Below are 24850 nucleotides of genomic sequence, written 5' to 3' on the forward strand. Positions count from 1 at the left end.
TTTCACTTGGAAAACTTTGAGGAGATTTATATGTTCATCTGTCAGAACAGTTTTTGAAGTGATTATTGGCCTATTTGTCATGCTGAAAACATCTTCAGTTAAGATGCAGCCAGCAATTAATCGGTCAACATTAATATTCATGCAATACTCCACCCTTACAAGGACTTTTATACTATATTTTACTCCACTTTTTAACAGATTGATAACTTTATTTTAAAAATAATTGTCAATCTACCCTTTTCTATAAATTTAATTAGACCTTTTTACCTATTAAAACATACTCTTTAGTAATAAAATAAAAACCTTTATATAAAAAAGAGCCGCCATTGGCAGCTCTTTACTCTTCTGTTTCCTCAACTTCAGACATTACGTTATCATCTGCTGTTTCTTCAGGGACTTCTGTTTCAGCTTCTTCTTCTTTTTCTACTTTAGCAACAGTTGCAACAAACTCACTTTCACTTTCGTTAAGCTTAATCAGCTTAACTCCTTGTGTGCTTCTGCCCATGGAAGAAATATCGTTAACAGCCATACGAATCAACACACCACCTGTAGTGATAAGCATAAGATCTTCCTCACCATTTACTGCCTTCATGGAAACTAAAGGTCCATTTTTGTCAGTAATATTGCAGGTCTTGATTCCTTTTCCGCCTCTTCCTTGAATTCTATATTCATCTGCAGACGTTCTTTTACCATAACCGTTTTTCGTAACGATAAGTATTTCAGAGCCTTCCTCAAGAACTTCCATACCGACAACTTCATCATTTGAAGAAAGAGTTATTCCTTTAACCCCGGTAGCTGTTCTTCCCATTGAACGTACATCAGTTTCTGGGAAACGAATAAGCAAACCATTTCTTGTTCCTATGATGATTTCTTTATTTCCGTCTGTAAGACGTACAGAAATAAGCTCATCTCCATCTCTTAAGTTAACTGCAATCAGACCATTGTTTCTGATGTTAGCAAAAGAAGATAACGGAGAACGTTTAGAAATTCCTTCCTTCGTCGTGAAGAACAAGAACCAATCATCTACAAATTCTGATACAGGAATGATAGCATTCACCCATTCACCCTTCTCCACTCCGAGGAGGTTAATGATTGGAATACCTTTAGCTGTACGGCTAAATTCAGGAATTTCATAGCCTTTCAGGCGATATACCTTCCCTTTATTCGTAAAGAACAAAATCGTATCATGTGTGGATGTGGTACTAAGCTGTTCCACAAAATCATCTTCATTCGTCCCCATTCCCTGGATACCTCGTCCACCACGCTTCTGAGAACGGTATGTAGATGCAGGCAATCTCTTAATATAACCGTTGTGTGTTAAGGTGATGATGATATTTTCTTCTGGAATTAAATCTTCATCTTCTATATTTTCAATACCGCCTGCTACAATTTCTGTACGGCGTTTATCATTAAAACGCTCTTTTACTTCATTTAACTCTTCACGAATAATGTCGAGCAGCTTTTCTTCATCAGCTAAGATTGACTTCAGCTCTTGAATTAATGCCACTAGTTCTTTATATTCTTCTTCTATTTTTTCTCTTTCAAGTCCAGTCAATCTTTGTAGACGCATATCCAAGATAGCTTGGGCTTGCTTTTCTGACAGTTTGAAATTATTCATCAAACCTTCTCTGGCAATATCCGTTGTTCTAGAACCGCGAATTAAGGCAATTACTTCATCAAGGTGATCAAGCGCAATGCGTAGCCCCTCTAATATATGGGCACGAGCTTCTGCTTTTCTCAATTCAAATTCAGTACGGCGACGAATAATAACCTTTTGGTGATCTAAATAATAAACGAGGCATTGCTTTAAATTAAGGACTTTAGGCTGTCCGTCTACAAGTGCTAGCAAGTTAATTCCAAAGCTCGTCTGCATTGCCGTATGCTTATATAAGTTATTAAGCAATACGTTAGCATTGGCATCCTTACGGACTTCAATAACAACCCGCATTCCGTTTCGGTCAGATTCATCTCTTAAGTCTGTAATACCGTCAATCTTTTTATCCCTCACTAATTCGGCAATTCGCTCTACTAAGCGAGCTTTATTAACCTGATAAGGAATTTCCTTGACGATAATTACTTCTTTACCGTTCGGCTTTACTTCAATATCTACCTTCGCTCTTACGATGATAGACCCTCTGCCTGTTTCATATGCTTTTCTTATACCAGATCTTCCGACGATCATTCCGCTTGTCGGGAAGTCAGGGCCAGGTATGATTTCCATTAATTCAGGAATTGTTATATCAGTATTTCTGCTTACAGCCAAAACACCATCAATAACTTCTCCGAGCTGGTGCGGAGGGATATTTGTAGCCATCCCCACCGCAATTCCGCTTGTTCCATTTACCAGAAGGTTTGGGAAACGAGATGGTAAAACAACTGGTTCCTTTTCTTCTCCATCGAAGTTTTCTGTGTAGTCGATTGTATCCTTGTTTATATCCCTTAAAAGCTCCATTGCTATTTTGGACATTCTTGCTTCCGTATAACGCATAGCAGCAGCAGAATCTCCATCAACGGAACCAAAGTTACCATGACCATCTACTAACATATAACGGTAGTTGAAATCCTGTGCCATACGAACCATTGTTTCATATACAGCACTATCACCATGAGGATGGTACTTACCAATTACTTCCCCAACAATACGAGCAGATTTTTTATATGGCTTGTCTGAATGCATACCTAAGTCATGCATTGCATATAGTATACGGCGATGAACGGGTTTAAGCCCATCCCGAACATCTGGAAGTGCACGGGAAACAATGACACTCATTGCGTAATCCAAGAAGGATGTACGCATTTCCTTGCTTATATTTATTTCTTTAATTTGAGAATTCGGCATATCAGCCATATAGGAACCTCCTTAAGCAAAGCGCAAGGTGCTAAATCTCCTTTAGCACCATAGTCATTCTTTTGCATTTATCTTAAACATCCAGGTTTTTAACGTAAACCGCATTTTCTTCTATGAAGTTTCTGCGCGGTTCTACTTTATCACCCATCAGCATTTCAAATGTTTCATCCGCTTCTATTGCATCATCTAAGCTTACTTGCAGCAAAACTCTAGTTGCAGGGTCCATTGTTGTATCCCACAACTGCTCTGCATTCATCTCTCCTAATCCTTTATAACGTTGAATATTTGGTTTTGGTGATGCAGGCAAGTTTGCGAGTACCTCGGTTAACTGGCGGTCATTATAAGCATACTCGAGCTTTTTCCCTTGTTTAACACTGTACAGCGGTGGTTGAGCAATATAAATATATCCTGCTTCTACAATTTTTCTCATATAGCGGTAGAAGAAAGTGAGCAGCAGTGTTCGTATATGTGCTCCATCGACGTCCGCATCTGTCATAATAACAACCTTATGATATCTAGCCTTAGAAATATCATAATCTTCGCCAATACCAGTACCGATAGCGGTAATCATAGAGCGAACCTCATTATTTGAAAGGATACGATCTAATCTAGCTTTTTCAACATTAAGGATTTTTCCTCTTAACGGTAGAATCGCCTGGAAGTGTCGATCTCTTCCCGATTTCGCCGAACCACCTGCGGAGTCACCCTCAACTATAAATAATTCACTTATCGCAGGATCTTTAGAAGAACAATCTGCTAATTTACCAGGCAAGCTGGAAACTTCCAATGCACTTTTTCTACGTGTCAATTCCCTTGCTTTTTTAGCGGCTATTCTGGCTCTTAACGCCATTTGACCCTTATCTACAATCTTCCTTGCAACCGAAGGATTTTCAAGTAGGAATTTTTCAAAATGCTCCGCAAAAATTGTGTCTGTGATTGCACGGACTTCAGAGTTTCCTAATTTTGTTTTCGTCTGCCCTTCGAATTGAGGATCAGGGTGTTTAATAGATACTATAGCAACTATTCCTTCCCTTACATCCTCTCCAGACAGGTTTGCTTCAGAATCCTTAAGAACTCCATTTTTTCTTGCATAGTCATTAATTGCTCTAGTCAAAGCCGTTTTAAAGCCGGATTCATGTGTACCGCCTTCATGTGTGTTGATATTATTAGCAAACGAGAAGATGTTTCCTGTATAGCCGTCGTTATATTGGAGTGAAACCTCAACAGTAATGCCTTCCTTTTCTCCCTCAATATAGATAGGTTCTTCAAACAGGACCTCTTTATTGCGATTCAAATGCTCTACGTAGGACTTTATCCCACCTTCATAGTGGTATTCCTTACGCTTCTCCATACCTTCTCTTGTATCTTCTATCGTGATTTTAATATTACGATTCAAGAAGGCTAACTCTCTAATTCTATTTGCTAATGTTTCATAATCGTACTCGAGAGTCTCTTTGAAGATTTCCCCATCTGGCTGAAATCTTGTTGTAGTACCTGTTACATCAGACTCACCGACAATCTCAAGATCTGCCTGTGGAACCCCTTTTTTATACTGTTGATAATAAATGTTTCCATCCCGGTGAACATAGACTTCCAATAGGGAAGAAAGGGCGTTAACAACAGAAGCACCAACACCATGAAGACCTCCGGATACTTTGTACCCTCCACCACCAAATTTACCGCCGGCGTGAAGCACTGTCATGATTACTTCAACTGCAGGTCTTCCCATCTTTTCATGAATCCCGACAGGAATACCGCGTCCATTATCCTTAACTGTAATGCTGTTATCTTTTTCTATTATGACATTGATTTCATCGCAGTAACCTGCCAACGCTTCATCAATACTGTTATCTACAATTTCCCATACGAGATGGTGCAAGCCTTTTCCACTTGTTGAGCCAATATACATTCCGGGTCTTTTGCGGACTGCTTCTAATCCTTCAAGTACCTGTATCTGACTTTCATCATAGGATTGTTGCTCCATTGGATCATGTTCCATTGACAAATTGATCACCTTACTTTCTATTGACATCCTAAATTTGCTCTATGCTACCCTATTAGACACATCAACACTAATAATCCTGTGTCGTTAGTCTGTATGACCGCCTCTTTAGTGTATTGGAAGCAATTGGAGAATAATAAATGGCATCCTTCGTAATTACAATAGATTTAAAAGCATTACGATCACCACTTATGGTAGTCTCCTTTTGCGTATTTAAAAATTCAGTTGTTATCTCAGAGGAACCAATTGTTTGTTTGTCTAAAATTGTAATGATATCTACAGTTCTTATAAGCACATTATCACCAATATGAACGTACACTTTTTCACCTCAAAGCTATTGAATCTTTTTCATCGTTCCTGCTTCCACTTGGAATGTGGAAGCTTCTTTTAATGTTTGATGATCGATTCCATCCACATTCGTCGTTGTCACGAATGTCTGTACTTTCCCTTGGATGGTATTCAAAAGATGAGATTGTCGATAATCATCTAATTCAGAGAGCACATCATCTAATAAGAGGATAGGATACTCGCGGATTTCCGCATGTATGAGTTCAATTTCTGCCATTTTTATCGAAAGTGCTGTTGTTCTTTGCTGACCTTGTGAACCAAAAGTTTGAACATCTCTTCCATTAACAAAAAACAATAAATCATCTCGATGTGGGCCGAATAAGGTCATGCCTCGGTCAATCTCTCTTTTTTTCACACTGGCAAACTTTTCTTCGTATACTCTTCTCATTTTCGACAAATCGAGGTCTTCTGATACATCTGCCGAGGGTTTATACTGAATTTCCAACGTTTCTAATCCTCTTGATATTCCTTTGTGAATCGGAATTGCCCAATTTCCCAGAAGTTCTAAGAACTCAAAACGCTTTGATATTATTTTCACTGCCATGTCAATAAACTGTTCTGTCAGTATTTCAAGCATGGTGTGATCTGACTGCTTATTCATCTGCAGCTGCTTTAAGTATGTATTCCGCTGCTGCAATACCTTTTGGTACTGGCTCATATCATGCAAGTAAACAGGTGATATTTGCCCTATCTCCATATCAATAAATCTCCTTCTGATTTGGGGACTTCCCTTAACAAGGTTAAGGTCTTCCGGTGCAAACATCACAACATTCATATTACCAATATATTGGCTTAACTTACGCTGCTCAATATGGTTGTACTTAGCTTTTTTTCCTTTTTTAGACACAACTAACTGCATGGGTAAGGTCCCATGTGCTTTTTTTAATCTACCTTCTATTTTAGCATAATCGGAGTCCCAACGAATAAGATCTTTATCGTTTGAAGTTCTGTGGGATTTAGCCATAGCTAAAACATAGATAGATTCCATCACATTTGTTTTCCCTTGTGCGTTTTCCCCCAGAATGACATTGACCTTGTTTTCAAATTCTACTTCTAGGTCCTCATAATTACGGTAATTCCTCAAATGCAGTTGCTCAATAAACATAAGGGATCATCCTTTTTTTACAGAACTGTGAATGTGCCAATAGAAGGGATTTCGATCTTGTCGCCTGCTCTTAATTTTCTGCCTCTGCGCTGATCCTGTTCTCCATTGATATACACTTCATGTTCACTTAAAAACCATTTTGCCATTCCACCAGATTGAATAATGTCTGCAAGCTTTAGAAATTGGCCTAACGTTATATACTCCGTATCGATCTTAATTTGATTGTTCATTTTTTCACTCTTTCAAGTTTAATCGTATCTCTCTATTTTACTAAAAATTTTAAGGATACACAAAGGAAACTGAAATATTTCTATAAATTAGTAGTATTCAGGACATTTTACAAGTGAATTTGACGATACTTTTTTTAAAATAAAAAATTTATTCATAAAAAGATGATCATCGTAATAAATATCTTTTGAAGGAAAATAGGATGCCCCAAACGGGACACCCTATTCAAAAGTCATTGCTTAGTATGTTCTTACTGGAAGGATAAGCTGCAAGATAGAATCATCGTTTAATGGATTAATGACGAATGGTCGCATTGCACCAGTGAAATTAATTTTCACTTCTGTTCCCTCTAAAGCTTTTAAAGCATCCATCATGTATTTTGCACTAAAAGAAATTTTTAGTTCTTCGCCATTAATTGACTCACTAACAAGCTCTTCAACAACTTTACCGATTTCTGGTGTAAAAGAAGAAATTTCAATAACATCTTGACCAATAGTCGAGAATTTAACGACGTTATTACGCCCCTCTCTTGCCAACAAGGAAGCACGATCAATAGCTTGTAAAAATTCCTTGGCATTAACCACAATCTCTGTTTTGCTTTCTGTCGGAATAAGACGGTTTGTATCAGGATAATTCCCTTCAAGAAGACGAGAGAAGAATAAAATATGCTTCGCCTTGAATAGAATTTGGTTTTCGGTAACAACAATTTCCACTGGCTCATTATGATCATCTAAAATCCGGTTCAATTCATTTAAACTTTTTCCTGGAATAACAATATTAAATGTCTGTTCTGTATTTGCATCTATTTTAGCTTTTCTTAGAGCAAGGCGATGGCTATCTGTTGCAATACAGATTAAATCATCATTTTCAATCTTCCAGTTTACACCTGTCAACACTGGGCGTGTTTCTGAGGTGGACACCGCAAAAACAGTTTGCTTAATAATATTCTTTAACAGGTCAGTTGGGATCTTAAAGATATTTTCTTCGGAAATTTGTGGTAGATGCGGATATTCCTCTGAATCAAGACCGTTTAAGTTAAACTCAGATTTTCCTGAGCGAATGACTGTTTGCAGGTTATCCACTTCAATCTCAACTTGACTCGTAGGAAGTTTTTTCACGATTTCACTAAAGAATTTGGCTTGCAGCACGATTGATCCAGAACGTTGAACTTCTACAATGACTGCATCGTTTTCTTCTTTAGGAATGAAAGATTCAATGGAAATATCAGAATCACTTCCTGTTAGAGTTACGCCTTCTTCTGTCGCTACAATTTTTATACCTGTAAGAATAGGAATCGTCGTTCTGCTAGTTATAGCTTTCATTACATCCTGTACACTTTGTACAAGATTTTCTTTTTGGATGATAAATTTCATAATTGATCCTCCGTCATCATTATTTTTAATTGCGTATTTTATAATAATATTTCTTTAAAAGATCGTAGTAATAGTAGTAGGCCCTGTTAATTTGTGGACAACTCGATTTTTCAAAGGAAACACAGTCTATCCACATGTGGATAGACTGTGTCTAAGTTAGTGAAAGTTATACACAGTATTCAGCTTTATACTTTTAATAATTCATTGATTTCCTTCAGCTGCTTTTGCAGGATGGAATCAGATACTAGTAGTTTTGAGATCTTTTCATGCGCATGGATAACTGTAGTGTGATCTCTTCCACCGAATTCTTCGCCAATCTTCGGAAGGGAAAAGTCAGTAAGCTCTCGTGATAAATACATAGCAATCTGTCTAGGAAAAGCAATGGACTTCGTTCGTTTTTTGGCTTTGAAATCCTCTAGCTTTACACTGAAAAGCTCCCCGACTACTTTTTGTATATCATGTATTGTAATTACGCGCGGCTTTGAGCTAGGGACGATATCTTTTAATGCCTCTGCCGCAAGATCAGCATTAATGTCTTTGTTGATTAAAGAGGAATAAGCAACAACTCTTATGAGCGCTCCTTCTAGTTCACGAATGTTGGAATCAATTTGATTTGCGATATACAGCATAACCTCATTTGGAATATCCAAACCATCTGCTTTAGCCTTTTTTCGGAGAATCGCGATTCTTGTCTCCAAATCAGGAGGGGTAATATCTGTTATAAGTCCCCATTCAAATCGTGAACGAAGCCTGTCTTCCAAAGTCGGAATCTCTTTTGGTGGTCTATCACTGGATATGATAATTTGTTTGCTTTCCTCGTGCAGCGTGTTAAATGTATGGAAAAATTCTTCCTGTGTTGATTCTTTTCCAGCAAGGAACTGAATATCATCTATAAGAAGCACATCCACATTCCGATATTTGTCGCGGAATTCTGCGCCTTTATTGTCTCGAATACTATTGATGAACTCGTTAGTGAACTTTTCTGAAGATAAATAAACAACCTTCGCCGCAGGGTTATGATCTAAAACATAATGTCCAATTGCATGCATTAAATGGGTTTTTCCAAGTCCTACGCCCCCATATATAAATAGTGGATTATAGGCTTTTGCTGGTGCTTCCGCTACTGCCAGTGAAGCAGCATGAGCAAATCGGTTTCCCGATCCAATTACAAATGTATCAAAGGTATATTTTGAATTAAGTATTGTCTGTTCAGTTGTTTCTTCCTCTTTTTTCTTTTGTTTAGAGGAGATTTGAAGATCAAATTCTTCTTCCTTTTGATTACGAGGAATTATGAATTTTACACCAAGTTCTTCACCAGTTATTTCGTAAAGAATGTCAGAAATAAGCTGGGAGTATCGTTCTTCCAACCAGTCTCGAGCAAATTCGTTAGGAGCTGTTACGATTAAGCTATCACCTTGAAGGGCATGTGCCTTCGTTGCTTTTAGCCATGTATCAAAGCTTGGTTTGCTGATTTTTTTTTCGATATTGCCTAAAGCTTTATCCCATAGATCCGCAATATTTTCCAACCAATTTCCCTCCTTTTTCTTTTTATTTGCGTGCTGAAAAGAACAGATCTTTTAAATATGTGCTAATCTGCCAGTATTATTAATTATGATCTGTGGAAAAATATATAATAAGGAAGTAAAGTAGCATTTCGACAGTATCCACTATTTGTGGACAACTATTTCAAGAGATGTCTAATAAGCTGTCCACATCTTATCCACACTCTGTGGATAATTTAGTTATACACAGAAATTATTCAAATGTGAAAACAAAACTATAATATCAAAAAATCATAATAACTGCAATGGTTTTTCATATCTTATCCACAAGCGAAACAAGTTGTTGATAATAAATGTCCACAGGTTATTAGTTTGTTAAAAACCTGTAAATAAGTATTGTGGATATTAAAAAAAATGTCGAAATTTTATCCACAACCAGCAGAGTGATTTTTTTTCGACAAAGATTTAGAAGATTTTATTGCTTGTAGTAAAGAGTTTATAGGCGAAAATCGGGAACCTTTTAAAGTGTAAAATGACAGCCATATTGACAAAAAGCGTTGAATTCCTTATTATTACTATTCAGAAAGACATAAAGTACGTAGCATGTGTTTTACAGTAGTTTTCCGATGTTATAAAACATTAGGCAATTAAAAATTGTTTTTAGAGAGAACGATAAATAAAGCATAAAACAAATGAATGGTTGACAATCAATCGACTATGTTTATATAATTGTAAGGACTGTCTGTAACAGCTATTCCTCAGGGAGGTGTCATATACAATGAAAAGAACTTTTCAACCAAATAAACGTAAAAGAAGTAAAGTTCACGGATTCCGCAGCCGCATGAGCAGCCCAAATGGACGTAATGTCTTAGCTCGTCGTCGACGCAAAGGAAGAAAAGTATTATCAGCTTAGGCCACTGAAACGTCAGTGGTCTTTTTTTGATAAAAAGGACTGTAAAATTACAAGCTCTTAGAATAAATTGCTAGAGCTCATACTATAATGGAAATATAAACTCCTGGTTTTGAAGCAAGGATGTTTCTATGTTGGAATGTACATAAATAATATAGATTCGGAAAGTATGGAATAAATAAGGAGTAAATGATTTGAAGAAAGAATATCGCGTAAAAAAAAGTAAAGAGTTCCAAGAGGTATTTAAAAAGGGACAATCATTTGGCAATAAGCAGTTTGTAGTTTATAAGTATAAAAAAAGTGGACAAGATCACTTTAGAATAGGACTCTCTGTTAGTAAAAAAATAGGGAATGCTGTCATGAGAAATAAAATTAAGCGATATATTAGACAAGCTTTCCTTGAAATCGGGGACCTTATAGAAAATGAAGCTGATTATGTCATCATTGCTAGAAAGCCACTAGCAGAAATGGAATATGAAGAAACGAAAAGAAGCCTCCTTCATGTTCTAAAGATAGCAAAGGTGTTAAAAAGAAAGATTCAGTGAAAATTCAAGTTAAGCGTTTCCTATATGAAGAGATTAGGATACAATGAAGCCATAAGCTAATTAGGGCTCTATTATCTATTAACAGGAGGATATGACGGTTGAAGAAAAAATTAGGATTGCTATTTGGTCTATTATTTTTAATGGCTATTTTAACTGGGTGTACAGAGTTTAATCAGCCAATCACTTCAGACAGTGAAGGCTTTTGGAATGAATATATTGTTTATCCATTGTCTATGCTCATCATCAAAACAGCAGAAATTGCCGGCGGAAACTTTGGTGTTTCCATAATTATCGTAACGATTTTGGTTCGTCTTGTAATTTTGCCGTTAATGATTAAGCAAACAAAAAACAGCAAAGCAATGCAGGCAGTACAGCCTGAAATGGAAGCATTAAGAAAAAAATATAGCTCTAAGGATCAAAAGACACAGCAAAAGCTCCAAGAAGAAACAATGAAGCTTTTCCAAGAAAACAAAGTGAATCCACTGGCTGGATGTTTCCCATTGATCGTTCAAATGCCAATTTTAATCGGATTCTACCATGCAATCTCACGTACAAGGGAAATTGCGCAGCATGAATTCTTATGGTTTAATTTAGGTCAGCCAGATCCGTTCTACCTACTGCCGATTATTGCAGGGATAACGACATTTATTCAAACAAAAATGACTATGGCTGGTACTGCAGGCCAAAACCCGCAAATGGTTATGATGCAATATATTATGCCTATCATGATTTTAGTATTTGCAATTAACTTCCCAGCAGCACTTTCATTATATTGGGTTGTAGGTAATATTTTCACAATTATCCAAACGTATTTCATTAAAGGACCAGAGCTGAAGAAGCCTGGCCAAACAGGAAAATTGGAGGGAGCTAAAAAGTGAGAGAAGTAACTGCTACAGGACATTCAGTCGAAGCAGCAGTGGAATCAGCTTTAGCTCAGCTTAAGACAACAAAGAATCAAGCCGAAATCATTGTTGTTGATAAAGGAAAAAAAGGTTTTTTAGGAATTGGGGCCCGCTCTGCAACTGTAACGGTGAGGAAGCTTGAAACACCTGCTGAGTCAGCAGAACAGTTTTTGCGAGAAGTATGTGACAAAATGGGAGTGGATGTATCCATTTCGGTTAAAAAAACAGGCAGAAATATCTTTTTTGAATTACAAGGGGACAAAATTGCCCTTCTTATCGGAAAAAGAGGCCAGACGCTTAACTCGCTTCAATATTTGACTCAACTGGCTATAAATAAAAATTCCTCCGAATACTTAAAGGTATCGCTCGATGCAGAAAACTATCGGGAAAGAAGGAAACAAGCCCTTATACAGCTTGCTGAAAGGACAGCCTATAAAGCCCTTAAGTTAAATAAAGAAATTACTCTGGAGCCCATGCCGTCGAATGAAAGAAAGGTTATTCATAACACTCTTACAAAAATGAAAGGCATCAGCACCCATTCCTCGGGAGAAGATGCATTCAGGCATATTATTATCTCTCCAGAAAAAAGATCCACTCAAAGAAATAAATAAAAAAAAGACAATCTCTACTTTGGGGATTGTCTTTTTTTGTGCTTCTTATTAGTTTAACCTCCAAAATTTCTGCTAAAAAACAACCTCTTCTACAATAAAAAGAAAAATTTTAGTCCATTCCTTATTAAATCTGTGAATTATTTGTCTTAACAGCGCTATTTTTGGTGTGTTTTATTGTTATTCACATGTGGATAAGATAAAATAGTAATAATGAATTTAATAGTAATGTGGATAAGTGTGCGGATTTTTTTCTTTTTTAAAAGCTGTGGATATGATAATCTAATCTATTGTAACAATAAAATGAGTGTTGATAAGTTTACGTCAATTTTTTATATAAATAGATCATTTTGATTTGAGGTGAAAGAATGGAATTTGATACTATAGCCGCAATCTCCACACCGATGGGAGAGGGAGCGATTGCAATTGTAAGAATGAGTGGACCAGAGTCATTTTTGATTGCAGATAAGGTATTTAAAAGCATCGGTAATAAAAGAATAAAAGAGGTAGCGAGCCATACCATTCATTATGGCCATATCGTCGACCCTGGCACAGAAGAAATAATTGAAGAAGTAATGATTTCAGTGATGAAGGGCCCTAGAACATTTACAAAAGAAGATGTTATTGAAATTAACTGTCATGGTGGAATGGCTTCTGTTAATCGACTTCTGCAATTGCTTGTTACGAACGGGGCAAGACTTGCAGAACCAGGAGAGTTTACAAAAAGAGCTTTCCTTAATGGCAGAATCGACTTGTCTCAAGCGGAAGCTGTTATGGATCTAATCAGAGCAAAAACAGATAAAGCGATGAATGTGGCATTAGGACAAATGGAGGGAAGGCTGTCTAAGCTAATCAGAAGCTTAAGGCAAGAAATTCTCGAAACACTTGCCCAGGTGGAGGTTAATATAGATTATCCTGAATATGATGATGTAGAAGAAATGACACATCAGCTAATGCTTGATAAATCTAAATTTGTCCAGGAAGAGATCAGAAAGCTTCTCCAGACATCCCAGCAAGGAAAAATTTTGCGAGAAGGACTTTCAACTGTTATTGTCGGCCGTCCAAATGTAGGAAAATCATCCTTGCTTAACAGTCTTGTCCAGGATAATAAAGCAATCGTGACAGATATTCCTGGTACAACTCGTGATGTAATAGAAGAATACGTAAATGTGCGCGGTGTACCTCTGCGCCTTTTAGATACAGCAGGTATTCGTGAAACAGAGGATATTGTAGAAAGAATCGGAGTGGAGAAGTCAAGGAAGGTATTGAAAGAAGCGGATCTTATTTTGCTAGTTCTCAATTACGCAGACGACTTAACGGAAGAGGATATCAAGTTATTTAAAGCAGTAGAGGGAATGGACTATATTGTCATTGTAAATAAGACAGACCTTCCACAGAAAATTGACATGGACCGCATAAAGGAAATATCAGCAAATCAAAAGATGGTTACAACATCATTGCTGCAGGATAAGGGTATTAATCAGCTTGAGGAGGCAATCTCAAGTCTGTTCTTTGAGGGTGTCATCGAAGCAAGTGATATGACATATGTGTCTAACACAAGACATATATCACTGTTAAACCAAGCACTTCAATCGATTAATGAAGCTATTTCCGGTGTTGAAATGGGAACACCAATTGATATTGTCCAAATAGATTTAACTAGAACTTGGGAATTACTTGGTGAAATTATTGGTGATAGTGTACACGAAAGCCTAATTGATCAGCTATTCTCCCAATTTTGTTTAGGGAAATAAAAAAGATTTTTAATTTTGCACAAAAAGATGCTATTAGGAGGCACCATGATGCAGTACGAAGCAGGAAATTATGACGTTATTGTGATTGGGGCAGGACATGCTGGCTGTGAAGCAGGTCTTGCTGCCGCAAGATTGGGCGCCAACACATTAATGTTGACGATAAATTTAGATATGGTTGCTTTTATGCCGTGTAATCCCTCTGTAGGGGGTCCAGCTAAAGGGATCGTTGTTAGGGAAATTGACGCACTTGGCGGAGAGATGGGAAAAAATATCGACAAGACCTATATTCAAATGAGAATGTTGAATACAGGGAAAGGGCCAGCAGTAAGGGCTCTTCGTGCACAAGCTGACAAATATATGTATCAGCACGAAATGAAAAAAACGCTGGAAAATCAATCAAACTTAACTTTGGTTCAAGGAATGGTTGAACAGCTTATCGTGGAAGACAATACTGTAAAAGGTGTTATCACGAAAACAGGAGCTACCTATACTGCTAAAACGGTTGTAGTAACGACAGGAACTTATTTACGTGGCGAAATTATTCTGGGCGAGCTAAAATATTCAAGCGGTCCGAATAATCAACAGCCATCTATTCGTCTGTCGGAGCATTTACAGGAGCTTGGTTTTGATCTTGTTCGTTTTAAAACAGGAACTCCCCCGCGTGTCAACAGTCATTCAATTGACTACAGCAAAACGGAAATTCAGCCAGGGGACGATGTTCCAAGAGCATTTTCTTATGAGACAACAAAATATATTACGGAACAATTGCCATGCTGGCTTACGTATACAAATGAAACGACACATCAAATTATTGATGACAACTTGCACCGTTCCCCAATGTATTCTGGAATGATTAAGGGAACAGGTCCACGTTATTGTCCTTCTATTGAAGATAAGGTCGTTCGCTTTAATGATAAGCCAAGACATCAAATCTTCCTTGAGCCAGAAGGAAAAAATACACAGGAAGTTTATGTGCAAGGCTTGTCAACAAGCTTACCTGAGGATGTCCAGCAAGAAATTCTTCGTACCATTCCAGGACTGGAAAATGTACAAATGATGAGAGCAGGCTATGCAATTGAATATGATGCGATTGTCCCTACACAGTTATGGCCAACATTGGAAACGAAAAAAATCAAGAACCTGTATACTGCAGGCCAAATTAACGGAACATCAGGCTATGAAGAGGCTGCAGGTCAAGGGTTAATGGCCGGAATAAATGCTGGATTGAATGCTACGGACAAAGAAGAACTGATTCTAAGCCGTTCTGATGCATATATCGGGGTATTAATTGACGATCTTGTCACAAAAGGCACGAATGAACCTTACCGACTGCTGACATCAAGAGCTGAATATCGCCTGTTATTACGTCATGATAACGCTGATTTGCGCTTAACAGACATCGGTAATGACATTGGATTGATTACGGATGAAAGATACAAAATGTTTACTGACAAGAAGAAGCAGATTGAGCAAGAACAAAAACGCTTAAAAGAGATTATTCTTAAGCCGAATGAACAAGTTCAAACTGTTATAAGAGAACAAGGTGGCAGTGAACTGAAAGATGGAATTAAAGCAGCTGACCTGCTAAGAAGACCAGAAATGAATTACAAACATATTCATTTATTGGCACCAAGTGAGGTTGCTTTATCAGATGAAGTAACAGAACAGGTGGAAATCCAAATTAAGTATGAGGGCTATATTGATAAATCATTGCAGCAGGTAGACCGCCTTAAGAAAATGGAAAACAAAAAAATACCAGAAAACATTGATTATGATGCTATTTCTAGCCTTGCAACAGAAGCTAAGCAGAAGTTGAAAACTGTGCGACCATTATCTTTGGCACAGGCTTCTAGAATCTCTGGAGTAAATCCTGCAGATATATCCATACTATTAGTATATTTGGAACAAGGGCGCATTGCACGAGTATAAACAAATGAATAGCTTATTGCCTGAAATATTTTCAGGCAATAAGCAGTCCTGTTTTTATGTATACATATGAACTTTGAATGGAAAGGGAGCAGTCATGAATACAGAATTATTTAAGCAAATGCTCCAAGAAAAAGGTTTGGAGCTTTCAGACAGACAAATGGAACAGTTAAAAATTTATTTTGAAACACTTGTAGAGTGGAACGAAAAAATGAATTTGACAGCCATTACAGAACAATCTGAAGTATATTTAAAACATTTTTATGATTCAATATCAGCTGGTTTTTATGTAGACAGCTTAAAGTCGCCTATTCATATTTGTGATGTTGGTGCTGGCGCAGGATTTCCTAGTATTCCTTTAAAAATTGCTTTCCCACAGCTTAAAGTAACAATTGTGGACTCACTGAACAAAAGAATTCAGTTTTTAGAGCATTTAGCTAAATCACTTGAGCTTAAGGAAGTTCAGTTTATCCATGATCGTGCCGAAACCTTTGGGCAAAATAAAGACTATAGAGAATCCTTTGATATGGTTACAGCAAGAGCTGTTGCACGTTTATCTGTTCTTAGTGAACTCTGTATGCCATTGGTGAAGGTAGGGGGTTCATTTGTAGCTATGAAAGCAGCAAGTGCACAGGAGGAAGTGGAAGCTGGTAAAAAAGCAATCGCTCTTCTGGGAGGGAAGCTTGTTGAAACACATTCCTTCACTCTTCCAATTGAAGAAAGTGAGCGTAACATTCTCGTTATTGCTAAAGAGAAACAAACGCCTAAGAAATACCCAAGAAAACCAGGTACCCCGAACAAGGAACCAATTGAATGAATATATGCTATGGTAAGATAGCATATATTCATTTCGAAATAGTGAACAAATAAGCTTTGGCAGTTACTTATTCAAGCGATTATCTTATTTTTTGTACTATATCATTTTTTCTATCTACTATATAATATAACTATAAAAAGCACATTAAATGAAAATTCAAGAAGTTTCTTATTATATTTAATATATTGCAGCAAAAGTTTGAATTTATAAATAATAGGGAGTTTCGTAAAGGTGGTGCAGGTTTTGAAGCCTTCTTTCTCACGCTTTTTTGGCCTAGGCGAAAAAGGGAATAACACAGAAGAAAGTCAATTCGAGACGGTAGACGCTAATGAGGAGCTTGAAAAAATGGTGAATAATGAAGAGATCAATAGATTGCCAATTAGTCAGATTGTTCCAAACCGTTTTCAGCCAAGAACTGTATTTGATGATGAAAAAATAGAAGAATTATCAAGAACGATCCATACACATGGTATTATACAGCCTATCGTTGTCCGAGAATTTGATAGAGGTAAATATGAAATAATCGCTGGTGAAAGACGCTGGCGTGCAATGAAAAAACTAGGGTGGGAAGAAGCTCCTGCTATCATCAAAAATATGAGTGATACGGAGACTGCCTCTGTTGCATTGATAGAGAACCTTCAACGGGAAGAATTATCACCAATAGAAGAAGCTGTTGCATATGGCAAATTACTAGAACTTCATAACCTGACGCAAGAGGCGCTTGCCCAGCGTTTAGGCAAAGGGCAATCAACAGTTGCCAATAAGCTAAGACTGCTGAAGTTACCTGATGAAATACAGGAAGCATTATTAAACAAACAAATTTCAGAGCGTCATGCCCGTTCCTTGATTCCATTGAAAGAACAGGAAAAACAGCTTAAACTTCTTGAAGAAATTTTAGAGAAGAATTTAAATGTTAAGCAGACAGAGGAACGTGTTGCCAAAATGCTGGAGCAGGCAGAGCAAAAGCCAAAGCCAAAGCCAAAAAGAAAAGCTTTCAGCAAGGATATGCGTATTGCTGTTAATACAATTCGACAATCCCTTACAATGGTTTCAGACAGTGGTATTAACTTAAATGCTGAAGAAGAAGAGTTTGAAGACTTTTATCAATTCACTATTAAAATTCCAAAAAAGAAATAGCTATTATAAATGAATATAAATAACTCACTGTGAGAATATTAACCAATTAGGTTTCAATTTCTCACTTTTTTTTTGCCTAAAATAGCCTTTTTCTATGAAAATCTAGCTAATTGCTTTTATTCTTTTGACAGAAAAATAGGCTTTCTGAATCATATAGATTATAAAAATCTAGAGCTATGCTTCTATATATGATAAAGTCTATTAAAAAATGACGATATTTAGGAGTTTTCATGATAAAATAATAGTTGATTGTACTAGTTCTCTTTCTTTTTTAGGAATAGAATTGGTTCATAATTACTGAAAATAGGTTTTAACACCTCATTTTTCAATAAAATAACTTTTTCTTGTCTTATTTAAATAAATAAAAATACAACATCTTCTAATAACAGAAGGTAATTTATGTAGTAAAGGTAGGTGACATCATGGGGAAAGTAATAACGGTAGCTAATCAAAAAGGAGGAGTCGGAAAAACGACAACTTCAGTCAATCTTGGCTCTTGTTTAGCTTATATCGGTAAAAGAGTACTTTTAGTTGATACAGATCCACAAGGGAATGCCACTAGCGGTGTTGGTATTGAAAAAGCAGATGTAGATCATTGCATTTATGATGTATTAGTTGATGATATTGAAGCAAGCCAAGTCATCAAAGCAACAAATGTAGAAAACCTTGATGTAATACCGGCAACTATTCAATTGGCTGGTGCAGAAATAGAACTAGTTTCTACTATCTCCAGAGAAGTCCGCTTAAAACGAGCTTTAGAAGAAGTGAAAGACAGATATGATTATATTCTGATTGATTGCCCGCCATCATTGGGATTGCTAACAATCAATGCTTTGACCGCATCAGATGCTGTCTTAATACCTGTACAATGTGAGTATTATGCATTAGAAGGACTAAGCCAGTTATTGAACACAGTAAGATTAGTGCAAAAGCATTTGAATCATGAGCTTGCAATTGAAGGTGTTTTACTGACAATGCTTGATGCTCGCACAAACTTAGGACTGCAAGTAATTGAAGAAGTTAAAAAATACTTCCAGGATAAAGTATTTAAAACGATTATCCCTCGAAATGTACGATTAAGTGAAGCGCCAAGTCATGGTGAACCAATCATCATCTATGATCCAAAATCCCGTGGAGCAGAAGTATATTTAGAGTTGGCAAAGGAAGTGGTTACAAGTGGCTAAAGGATTAGGGAAAGGTCTTGACGCTTTTTTTCCAAGCATGGAAGTAGAAAAGGAAGAAGTAATTAAAGAATTAAATATAAAAGAATTACGACCAAACCCTTATCAGCCAAGGAAAGTTTTCGAGAAAGAAGCCATTGAAGAACTGAAAGCCTCAATCTTGGAACATGGTATTTTGCAGCCGATCATTGTTCGCAAAAGCATTAAAGGCTTTGAAATTGTTGTTGGAGAGCGACGTTATCGCGCTGCAAAAGAGGCTAATTTGGACGTCGTTCCAGCAGTAGTAAGAGATCTGTCAGAACAGCAAATGATGGAGCTTGCCGTATTAGAAAATCTTCAGCGTGAGGATTTGTCCCCAATTGAGGAGGGACATGCTTATCAACTGTTGATGAAAAAGCTAAACTTCACACAAGAAGAGTTAGCGAAGCGACTTGGCAAAAGCAGACCGCACATTGCCAATCATGTGAGATTATTATCCTTACCACCAGCCGTCCAAGAAATGATTACAGATGGAACGATTTCAATGGGGCATGGAAGAGCCTTGCTCGGTTTAAAAAACAAAGAAAAATTGCCGCTTTTAGTTGAAAAAACAGTCAAAGAAGGCTTGAATGTACGACAACTAGAATATTTAATCCAACAATTGAATGAAGATGTTTCACGTGAAACAAAGGATGAAAAAAAAGAACCGAAGAATATCTTCATAAAGGAACAGGAATCCTTCCTTAGAGAAAGATTTGGTACTACTGTCAATATCAAACAGACAAAAAACAAAGGCAAGATAGAGATAGAGTTCTTTTCTGAAAATGATTTAGAAAGAATTTTGCAGCTTTTGGATAGCGATCAGGAAATATAAAAAAGAAACCAAATTTGGTTTCTTTTTTTGTTATATAGGACGTTCTTGGAGGGCAGTATATTCCTCTTGGTTTTCAGCGTATCTATACCGTAAGCTGCTTTGATAGATTCCCTTTGAAATAGTTTTAGCCATATCAAGAACAAGGCTAAGTCTCGTATTTTGCAGAACGAGAAATTCCATGAACCCACTGATATTCACAATACCTGTAATATGAATTTCACCAACTGGTGGAAGCTCTTTTTTTACTCCGCTTCCTGGTTTAACAGGACCGTCACCAATTTGTACAACACCTACACTCTTCATTCTACCTAAGCAGGCATCTATTCCAATGATGAAGGCATTGGCGTGATTTTCTTTAATTTCGCTGATTTTTTCTTCTAAATTTAAAGCATGAATAGGATCGTTCAACGTACCATATACAAAAAAAGAGCCCAGCTTTTTTTCAGCTAATAGTGTTCCAACAAGGGGGCCAAGGGAATCACCTGTAGAGCGGTCGGTTCCAATACAAATAAATACTATTGGTTGTTCAGAAGAAGCAGGGGGCAATTGCTTATATAAAGCATCAGCCAGTTTGTAAGAAGCTAACTGCTCATTATGAGCAATTCTAATTGGGAGTTCATTTTTATCAAATATATTAGTATAGATGCTCATTAAATCTACTCCTTTACGCTAGGAAACTATAAATAAGCAAGGCATTTTCAGCTTTTAACGGTATTCAAGAAAGTTAAAGTAATAACATTATACGGATATATATTAAAAACTATACATCTTCATGCCAAATCTATAATAAAGAGGGAAAAAGTAAGGGGGGTAACTAGTTGATTATGAGTAAATATACCTATTAAATAACAGGTAGGTTATTACTTCAAAGTAAATTTATAAACTGTTAAAATAGATGAAAGGCAGCTATTTAAATTGGACATAAGTATTTTAAAGCGTTGGAGAAAGAGGCAGCAGAGGTGATGTAATGAATAATATTGAAGAACAAGTGAACGATAGTGTGGATGTCCTGACAGATGAAAACATATGGATAAATTTAGGACAAGGAGCTTTAAAGATTCTTGTTATTATCTTGATTAGCATCGTAGTGACAAGAGTTGCCAAAATTGCTGTACGAAATATCTTTAAAGTAAGAACACATTCTGCACTTAGAATATCAGAAAGACGAGAGGCTACATTAGTTAAACTACTGGAGAATACCCTTACATATGTTATCTACTTTATTGCCTTGATGATGATACTAGGCACATTGCATATTGATGTGAAGGGTTTGCTTGCAGGAGCGGGAATTGTCGGTTTAGCTGTCGGTTTTGGTGCCCAAAGTTTAGTGAAAGATATTATTACAGGTTTCTTCATTATTTTTGAGGATCAGTTTTCCGTTGGTGATGTTGTACAAATCGGACAATTTCAGGGAGTTGTAGAGGAAATTGGCTTAAGAACAACGAAAGTTAAAAGTTATACTGGTGAAGTGAATATTATACCAAATGGAAGTATAATGGAAGTAACAAACTTTTCATTAAACAACAGTAAGGCAGTTGTGGATGTCAGTATTGCGTATAAGGGTGATATAGATAGGGCTGAACAAGTAATCAAAGACCTTATCGAAACATTGCCGGCAAAATATGAGCAAATTGTTGGGATTCCAGAGCTTTTAGGTGTTGAAAATATTATGGCGGCAGAGGTAGTTATAAGAGTTGTCGCAGAAACACTGCCAATGCAGCATTATACAGTCGCTCGTGCATTAAGGAAGGAAATTAAGAATGTTCTCGATGAGAATGGGATTGAAAGTCCTTATCCAAAATTAATGATGTACTCGAAACCAGAATAATTTCAGGAGGAAATATGGAACCGAAAGAGTTTGCTATCAATGATATTGTTGAGATGAAAAAAGCTCATCCTTGTGGTACAAATCGTTGGAAAATTATAAGGATGGGAATGGATATCCGCATTAAATGTGAAGGCTGTGAACACAGTGTTCTTATCCCAAGAAGGGATTTTTCACGAAAAATGAAAAAAATGTTAGTAAAGCATGAAGAATAATTCATGCTTTTTTTATGGAAAAAAGACTGCTGCATAAGCAAGGCTACTTGTCTTTTTTGCAGGTTAAATCTATAATTGGTAAAGGTTTAAGTACAAACGAAACTAATTTCTGCTTACATAGAAGCAGGTTTAATATAAGGGAGTGACATTATGGCGTTAACTGCTGGAATAGTAGGATTGCCGAACGTAGGTAAATCTACATTATTTAATGCAATAACACAGGCTGGTGCAGAATCAGCGAACTATCCATTCTGTACAATTGATCCAAATGTGGGAATTGTAGAAGTACCAGATCCAAGATTAAATAAATTGACTGAGCTTGTTCAGCCAAAAAAGACAGTACCAACAACTTTCGAATTCACAGATATTGCTGGAATCGTAAAGGGTGCAAGTAAAGGGGAAGGTTTAGGTAATAAGTTCCTTTCTCATATCCGTGAAGTGGATGCTATTTGTCAGGTTGTCCGCTGCTTTGCTGATGATAATATTACCCACGTTTCTGGAAAAGTAGATCCAATCTCTGATATCGAAACAATCAATCTAGAATTGATTCTTGCAGATTTAGAATCTGTTGAAAAAAGAATTGGCCGCGTAGGAAAAATGGCTAAACAAAAAGATAAAGAAGCATTGGCTGAGTTAGAAGTGCTTGAGATACTAAAAGCTGCTTTTGAAGAAGAAAAACCAGCTAGAGCTGTTGAATTCACTGATGAGCAAGCTAAAATTGCGAAAAACCTTCACTTATTGACAATTAAGCCAGTATTATATGTGGCAAACGTTGGCGAAGATGAAATCGGCGATACAGAAAACAATGAGTATGTACAGCGAGTTAGAGAATTTGCTGCTAATGAAAATGCTGAGGTTATTGTTATTTGTGCGAAGATTGAAGAAGAAATTGCTGAGCTTGAAGGGGAAGAAAAGACGATGTTCCTTGAAGAGCTTGGAATTGAAGAGTCAGGTCTTGACCAGTTGATTAGAGCAGCATATCATTTGCTTGGCTTGGCAACATATTTCACTGCTGGGGTTCAAGAGGTTCGTGCTTGGACATTTGTCCAAGGAATGAAAGCACCTCAGTGTGCTGGCATTATCCATTCCGACTTCGAAAGAGGTTTCATAAGAGCAGAGACTGTTTCATATGATGACCTTATTGTGAGTGGTAATATGGTTGCTGCAAAAGAAGCAGGTAAAGTTCGTCTTGAAGGAAAAGAGTATATCGTTAAAGACGGAGATATCATTCACTTCCGCTTTAATGTTTAATAACTGAATTTATATGAGTGCAAGACCGTCTTTATACTTTTAAAGGCGGTTTTTACATTTTCTTTAGCTCATTCGACAAATAAGCTCTCTGTTGAGAGCAAACAGTTAGGAAATACTTTAAGAATAATTAGCTGAATTCGACAATGCGATAAGGAAGATACTTTTACAGTGCGTTTACATGCCCCTTTCAAACTGGTGCTATCATTCCTTTAGAGGGATCATAATACATGTTCCAAAGGGGGATTCTTAGGTGAAAATTGCAATTTTTACAGATACCTATTTTCCGCAAGTCAATGGCGTTGCTAACTCTTTAAAAAGGCTAACAGATCATTTAGAAAAAAGGCAAATTCAATATCAAATTTTTGCACCTGAAGTGGAAGATGCTCCGGTTTATCCAAACATTAACCAGTTTTTTAGTATTCCAGTCTTTTTGTATCCTGAATGCAGAACTGCTTTAGCTAACCCTAAAAAAATTAAAGCTAAGGTTCAAGAATTTAATCCAGACATTATACATATTGCTACACCATACATGATGGGTCTGTATGGACTGTTTTGTGCCAAAAGACTTCATATCCCAGTTGTTTCCTCCTATCACACTCATTTTGACCAGTATTTAGAGTACTACAAAGCCTCTTGGCTACTGCCTGTTTTTCATAAATACTTAAAATGGTTTCATGAGTCCACATTAAGAACCTTTGCACCTTCAAATGAAACAAAATCAAAACTAACCGAACTTGGCTTTCACTCCTTATCCATATGGGGAAGGGGGATTGACTGCACTCAATTCCGCCCTATTGCTACAAGTCATGCTGTCAGACAAAAATACAATATACAGGAGGAGTTTATTCTTTTGTATGTTGGAAGGTTTGCTCCAGAAAAAGACCTGTCCACACTTTCAACTATAATCGACTCTGTTCCTGCCAACTGGAATAAAAAAATACATTGGCTGCTTGCAGGAGACGGTCCTAGTTTGCCTGAGTGGAAACGGAAAGCAGCTAATTGGAATAATGTTACTCTATCGGGTTATTTAAAAGGAGAAGAGCTGTCAGAAGCTTATGCAAGTGCTGATTTATTTGTTTTCCCTTCTACTACAGAAACATTCGGCAATGTTGTACTAGAATCATTGGCATCAGGAACTCCCGCAATTGTTTCTAATTCAGGTGGGGTGAAAGAATTAGTGGAGGATGGTATAACAGGACGAATTTGTACAGCAAAAAGTGCGGACGAATTTACAAAGGCGATTATCGAGTTGCTTGCAAATCATGAAAAAAGAAGTTTATATGGCATAGCAGCTAGAAAATATGCATTAAGTCAGTCATGGGAAAGTATTCTTGATAACTTAATTGGAGAATATGAAGATGTGCTAATAAAAAGCAGAGGAGAACAAAGAATTTATGCATAAATGCAAATGAATATTTACATTCTCAGCAATTCTTTTTAGTATTCATTGCAAATCTATTCCCAATATGCTATAATTTCATCTTGTGAGTAATGTATAAATTGCTCCTTGCCCAATCGGG

General features: G+C 36.9%; 23 protein-coding genes (1 of these 23 only partly in view). 14 read left to right on the forward strand and 9 right to left on the reverse strand.

What is annotated here, in order from left to right; all coding sequences use genetic code 11:
* The 8 genes from CEQ21_RS13135 to dnaA form a co-directional block, all read right to left on the reverse strand.
* A protein-coding gene (locus CEQ21_RS13135) for an HD-GYP domain-containing protein (protein WP_185764908.1) crosses the window boundary here: on the reverse strand, positions 1-141 show its 5' portion. The gene continues 936 nt to the left of window position 1, outside the view; 141 of the gene's 1077 nt are visible here — the first part of the coding sequence; its start codon is at positions 139-141; its stop codon lies beyond the left edge, outside the window.
* 196 nt (positions 142-337) lie between these two features.
* Positions 338-2848 (reverse strand): DNA gyrase subunit A, encoded by a 2511-nt coding sequence (gyrA, locus tag CEQ21_RS13140; RefSeq protein ID WP_185764909.1) that lies wholly within the window; start codon positions 2846-2848, stop codon positions 338-340.
* Positions 2849-2921: 73 nt separating this feature from the next.
* Positions 2922-4847 carry a DNA topoisomerase (ATP-hydrolyzing) subunit B gene (gene gyrB, locus CEQ21_RS13145; protein ID WP_419181616.1) on the reverse strand — a complete coding sequence of 642 codons (1926 nt, stop codon included), beginning with the start codon at positions 4845-4847 and terminating at the stop codon, positions 2922-2924.
* Positions 4848-4920: 73 nt separating this feature from the next.
* Complete coding sequence (gene remB, locus CEQ21_RS13150) at positions 4921-5169, reverse strand: extracellular matrix regulator RemB (RefSeq protein ID WP_185764910.1); 249 nt, start codon at positions 5167-5169, stop codon at positions 4921-4923.
* Positions 5170-5184: 15 nt separating this feature from the next.
* On the reverse strand, positions 5185-6303 hold the full coding sequence (gene recF / locus CEQ21_RS13155) for a DNA replication/repair protein RecF (protein WP_185764911.1): 1119 nt from the start codon (positions 6301-6303) through the stop codon (positions 5185-5187).
* A gap of 17 nt (positions 6304-6320) precedes the next feature.
* Positions 6321-6533 carry a S4 domain-containing protein YaaA gene (yaaA, locus tag CEQ21_RS13160; protein WP_185764912.1) on the reverse strand — a complete coding sequence of 71 codons (213 nt, stop codon included), beginning with the start codon at positions 6531-6533 and terminating at the stop codon, positions 6321-6323.
* 237 nt (positions 6534-6770) lie between these two features.
* Positions 6771-7904 (reverse strand): DNA polymerase III subunit beta, encoded by a 1134-nt coding sequence (gene dnaN / locus CEQ21_RS13165; RefSeq protein ID WP_185764913.1) that lies wholly within the window; start codon positions 7902-7904, stop codon positions 6771-6773.
* A gap of 185 nt (positions 7905-8089) precedes the next feature.
* Positions 8090-9430, reverse strand: a complete 1341-nt coding sequence (gene dnaA / locus CEQ21_RS13170) for a chromosomal replication initiator protein DnaA (RefSeq protein ID WP_213087342.1) — start codon at positions 9428-9430, stop codon at positions 8090-8092.
* A gap of 754 nt (positions 9431-10184) precedes the next feature.
* Here dnaA and rpmH point away from each other — a divergent pair.
* The 10 genes from rpmH to CEQ21_RS13220 all read left to right on the forward strand — a co-directional run bounded on the left by rpmH (position 10185) and on the right by CEQ21_RS13220 (position 20039).
* Complete coding sequence (rpmH, locus tag CEQ21_RS13175) at positions 10185-10319, forward strand: 50S ribosomal protein L34 (RefSeq protein WP_127738799.1); 135 nt, start codon at positions 10185-10187, stop codon at positions 10317-10319.
* A 191-nt stretch (positions 10320-10510) separates the two neighbouring features.
* A complete protein-coding gene (gene rnpA / locus CEQ21_RS13180) occupies positions 10511-10861 on the forward strand; it encodes a ribonuclease P protein component (RefSeq protein ID WP_185764914.1) in 351 nt (116 codons plus the stop codon).
* A gap of 98 nt (positions 10862-10959) precedes the next feature.
* Positions 10960-11739: a YidC family membrane integrase SpoIIIJ gene (gene spoIIIJ, locus CEQ21_RS13185; protein ID WP_127738801.1), complete on the forward strand. Its 780-nt coding sequence runs from the start codon at positions 10960-10962 to the stop codon at positions 11737-11739.
* Positions 11736-12374 carry an RNA-binding cell elongation regulator Jag/EloR gene (gene jag, locus CEQ21_RS13190; RefSeq protein WP_185764915.1) on the forward strand — a complete coding sequence of 213 codons (639 nt, stop codon included), beginning with the start codon at positions 11736-11738 and terminating at the stop codon, positions 12372-12374. The genes spoIIIJ and jag overlap by 4 nt, the downstream gene beginning before the upstream one ends.
* Positions 12375-12739: 365 nt before the next feature.
* Positions 12740-14125, forward strand: a complete 1386-nt coding sequence (mnmE, locus tag CEQ21_RS13195; protein WP_185764916.1) for a tRNA uridine-5-carboxymethylaminomethyl(34) synthesis GTPase MnmE — start codon at positions 12740-12742, stop codon at positions 14123-14125.
* A gap of 48 nt (positions 14126-14173) precedes the next feature.
* On the forward strand, positions 14174-16054 hold the full coding sequence (gene mnmG, locus CEQ21_RS13200) for a tRNA uridine-5-carboxymethylaminomethyl(34) synthesis enzyme MnmG (protein ID WP_185767266.1): 1881 nt from the start codon (positions 14174-14176) through the stop codon (positions 16052-16054).
* Positions 16055-16148: 94 nt separating this feature from the next.
* Positions 16149-16868: a 16S rRNA (guanine(527)-N(7))-methyltransferase RsmG gene (gene rsmG, locus CEQ21_RS13205; protein ID WP_185764917.1), complete on the forward strand. Its 720-nt coding sequence runs from the start codon at positions 16149-16151 to the stop codon at positions 16866-16868.
* A 243-nt stretch (positions 16869-17111) separates the two neighbouring features.
* Complete coding sequence (gene noc, locus CEQ21_RS13210; protein ID WP_185764918.1) at positions 17112-18005, forward strand: nucleoid occlusion protein; 894 nt, start codon at positions 17112-17114, stop codon at positions 18003-18005.
* A 422-nt stretch (positions 18006-18427) separates the two neighbouring features.
* The gene (locus tag CEQ21_RS13215; RefSeq protein WP_127738806.1) at positions 18428-19189 is read left to right on the forward strand and encodes a ParA family protein; all 762 of its coding nucleotides are present in this window, start codon (positions 18428-18430) and stop codon (positions 19187-19189) included.
* Positions 19182-20039 (forward strand): ParB/RepB/Spo0J family partition protein, encoded by an 858-nt coding sequence (locus CEQ21_RS13220; protein WP_185764919.1) that lies wholly within the window; start codon positions 19182-19184, stop codon positions 20037-20039. Before CEQ21_RS13215 ends, CEQ21_RS13220 begins: the two co-directional genes overlap by 8 nt.
* A gap of 30 nt (positions 20040-20069) precedes the next feature.
* Here the strand turns inward: CEQ21_RS13220 and yyaC are convergent, their stop codons facing one another.
* Entirely contained in the window at positions 20070-20690 is a 621-nt protein-coding gene (gene yyaC, locus CEQ21_RS13225) for a spore protease YyaC (protein WP_185764920.1), read from the reverse strand.
* 316 nt (positions 20691-21006) lie between these two features.
* On the opposite strand from yyaC, the gene CEQ21_RS13230 reads away from it, so the two are divergent.
* The 4 genes from CEQ21_RS13230 (at position 21007) to CEQ21_RS13245 (ending at position 24732) form a co-directional block, all read left to right on the forward strand.
* Positions 21007-21867 carry a mechanosensitive ion channel family protein gene (locus CEQ21_RS13230; protein WP_185764921.1) on the forward strand — a complete coding sequence of 287 codons (861 nt, stop codon included), beginning with the start codon at positions 21007-21009 and terminating at the stop codon, positions 21865-21867.
* 14 nt (positions 21868-21881) lie between these two features.
* On the forward strand, positions 21882-22079 hold the full coding sequence (locus CEQ21_RS13235) for a DUF951 domain-containing protein (protein ID WP_185764922.1): 198 nt from the start codon (positions 21882-21884) through the stop codon (positions 22077-22079).
* A gap of 150 nt (positions 22080-22229) precedes the next feature.
* Positions 22230-23330, forward strand: coding sequence for a redox-regulated ATPase YchF (gene ychF / locus CEQ21_RS13240; protein WP_185764923.1), 1101 nt, complete (start codon positions 22230-22232; stop codon positions 23328-23330).
* A 250-nt stretch (positions 23331-23580) separates the two neighbouring features.
* Positions 23581-24732: a glycosyltransferase family 4 protein gene (locus tag CEQ21_RS13245; protein WP_185764924.1), complete on the forward strand. Its 1152-nt coding sequence runs from the start codon at positions 23581-23583 to the stop codon at positions 24730-24732.
* The last annotated feature ends 118 nt before the right edge of the window (positions 24733-24850 follow it).

The organism is Niallia circulans, from assembly GCF_007273535.1.
Classification (GTDB): domain Bacteria; phylum Bacillota; class Bacilli; order Bacillales; family Cytobacillaceae; genus Niallia; species Niallia circulans_B.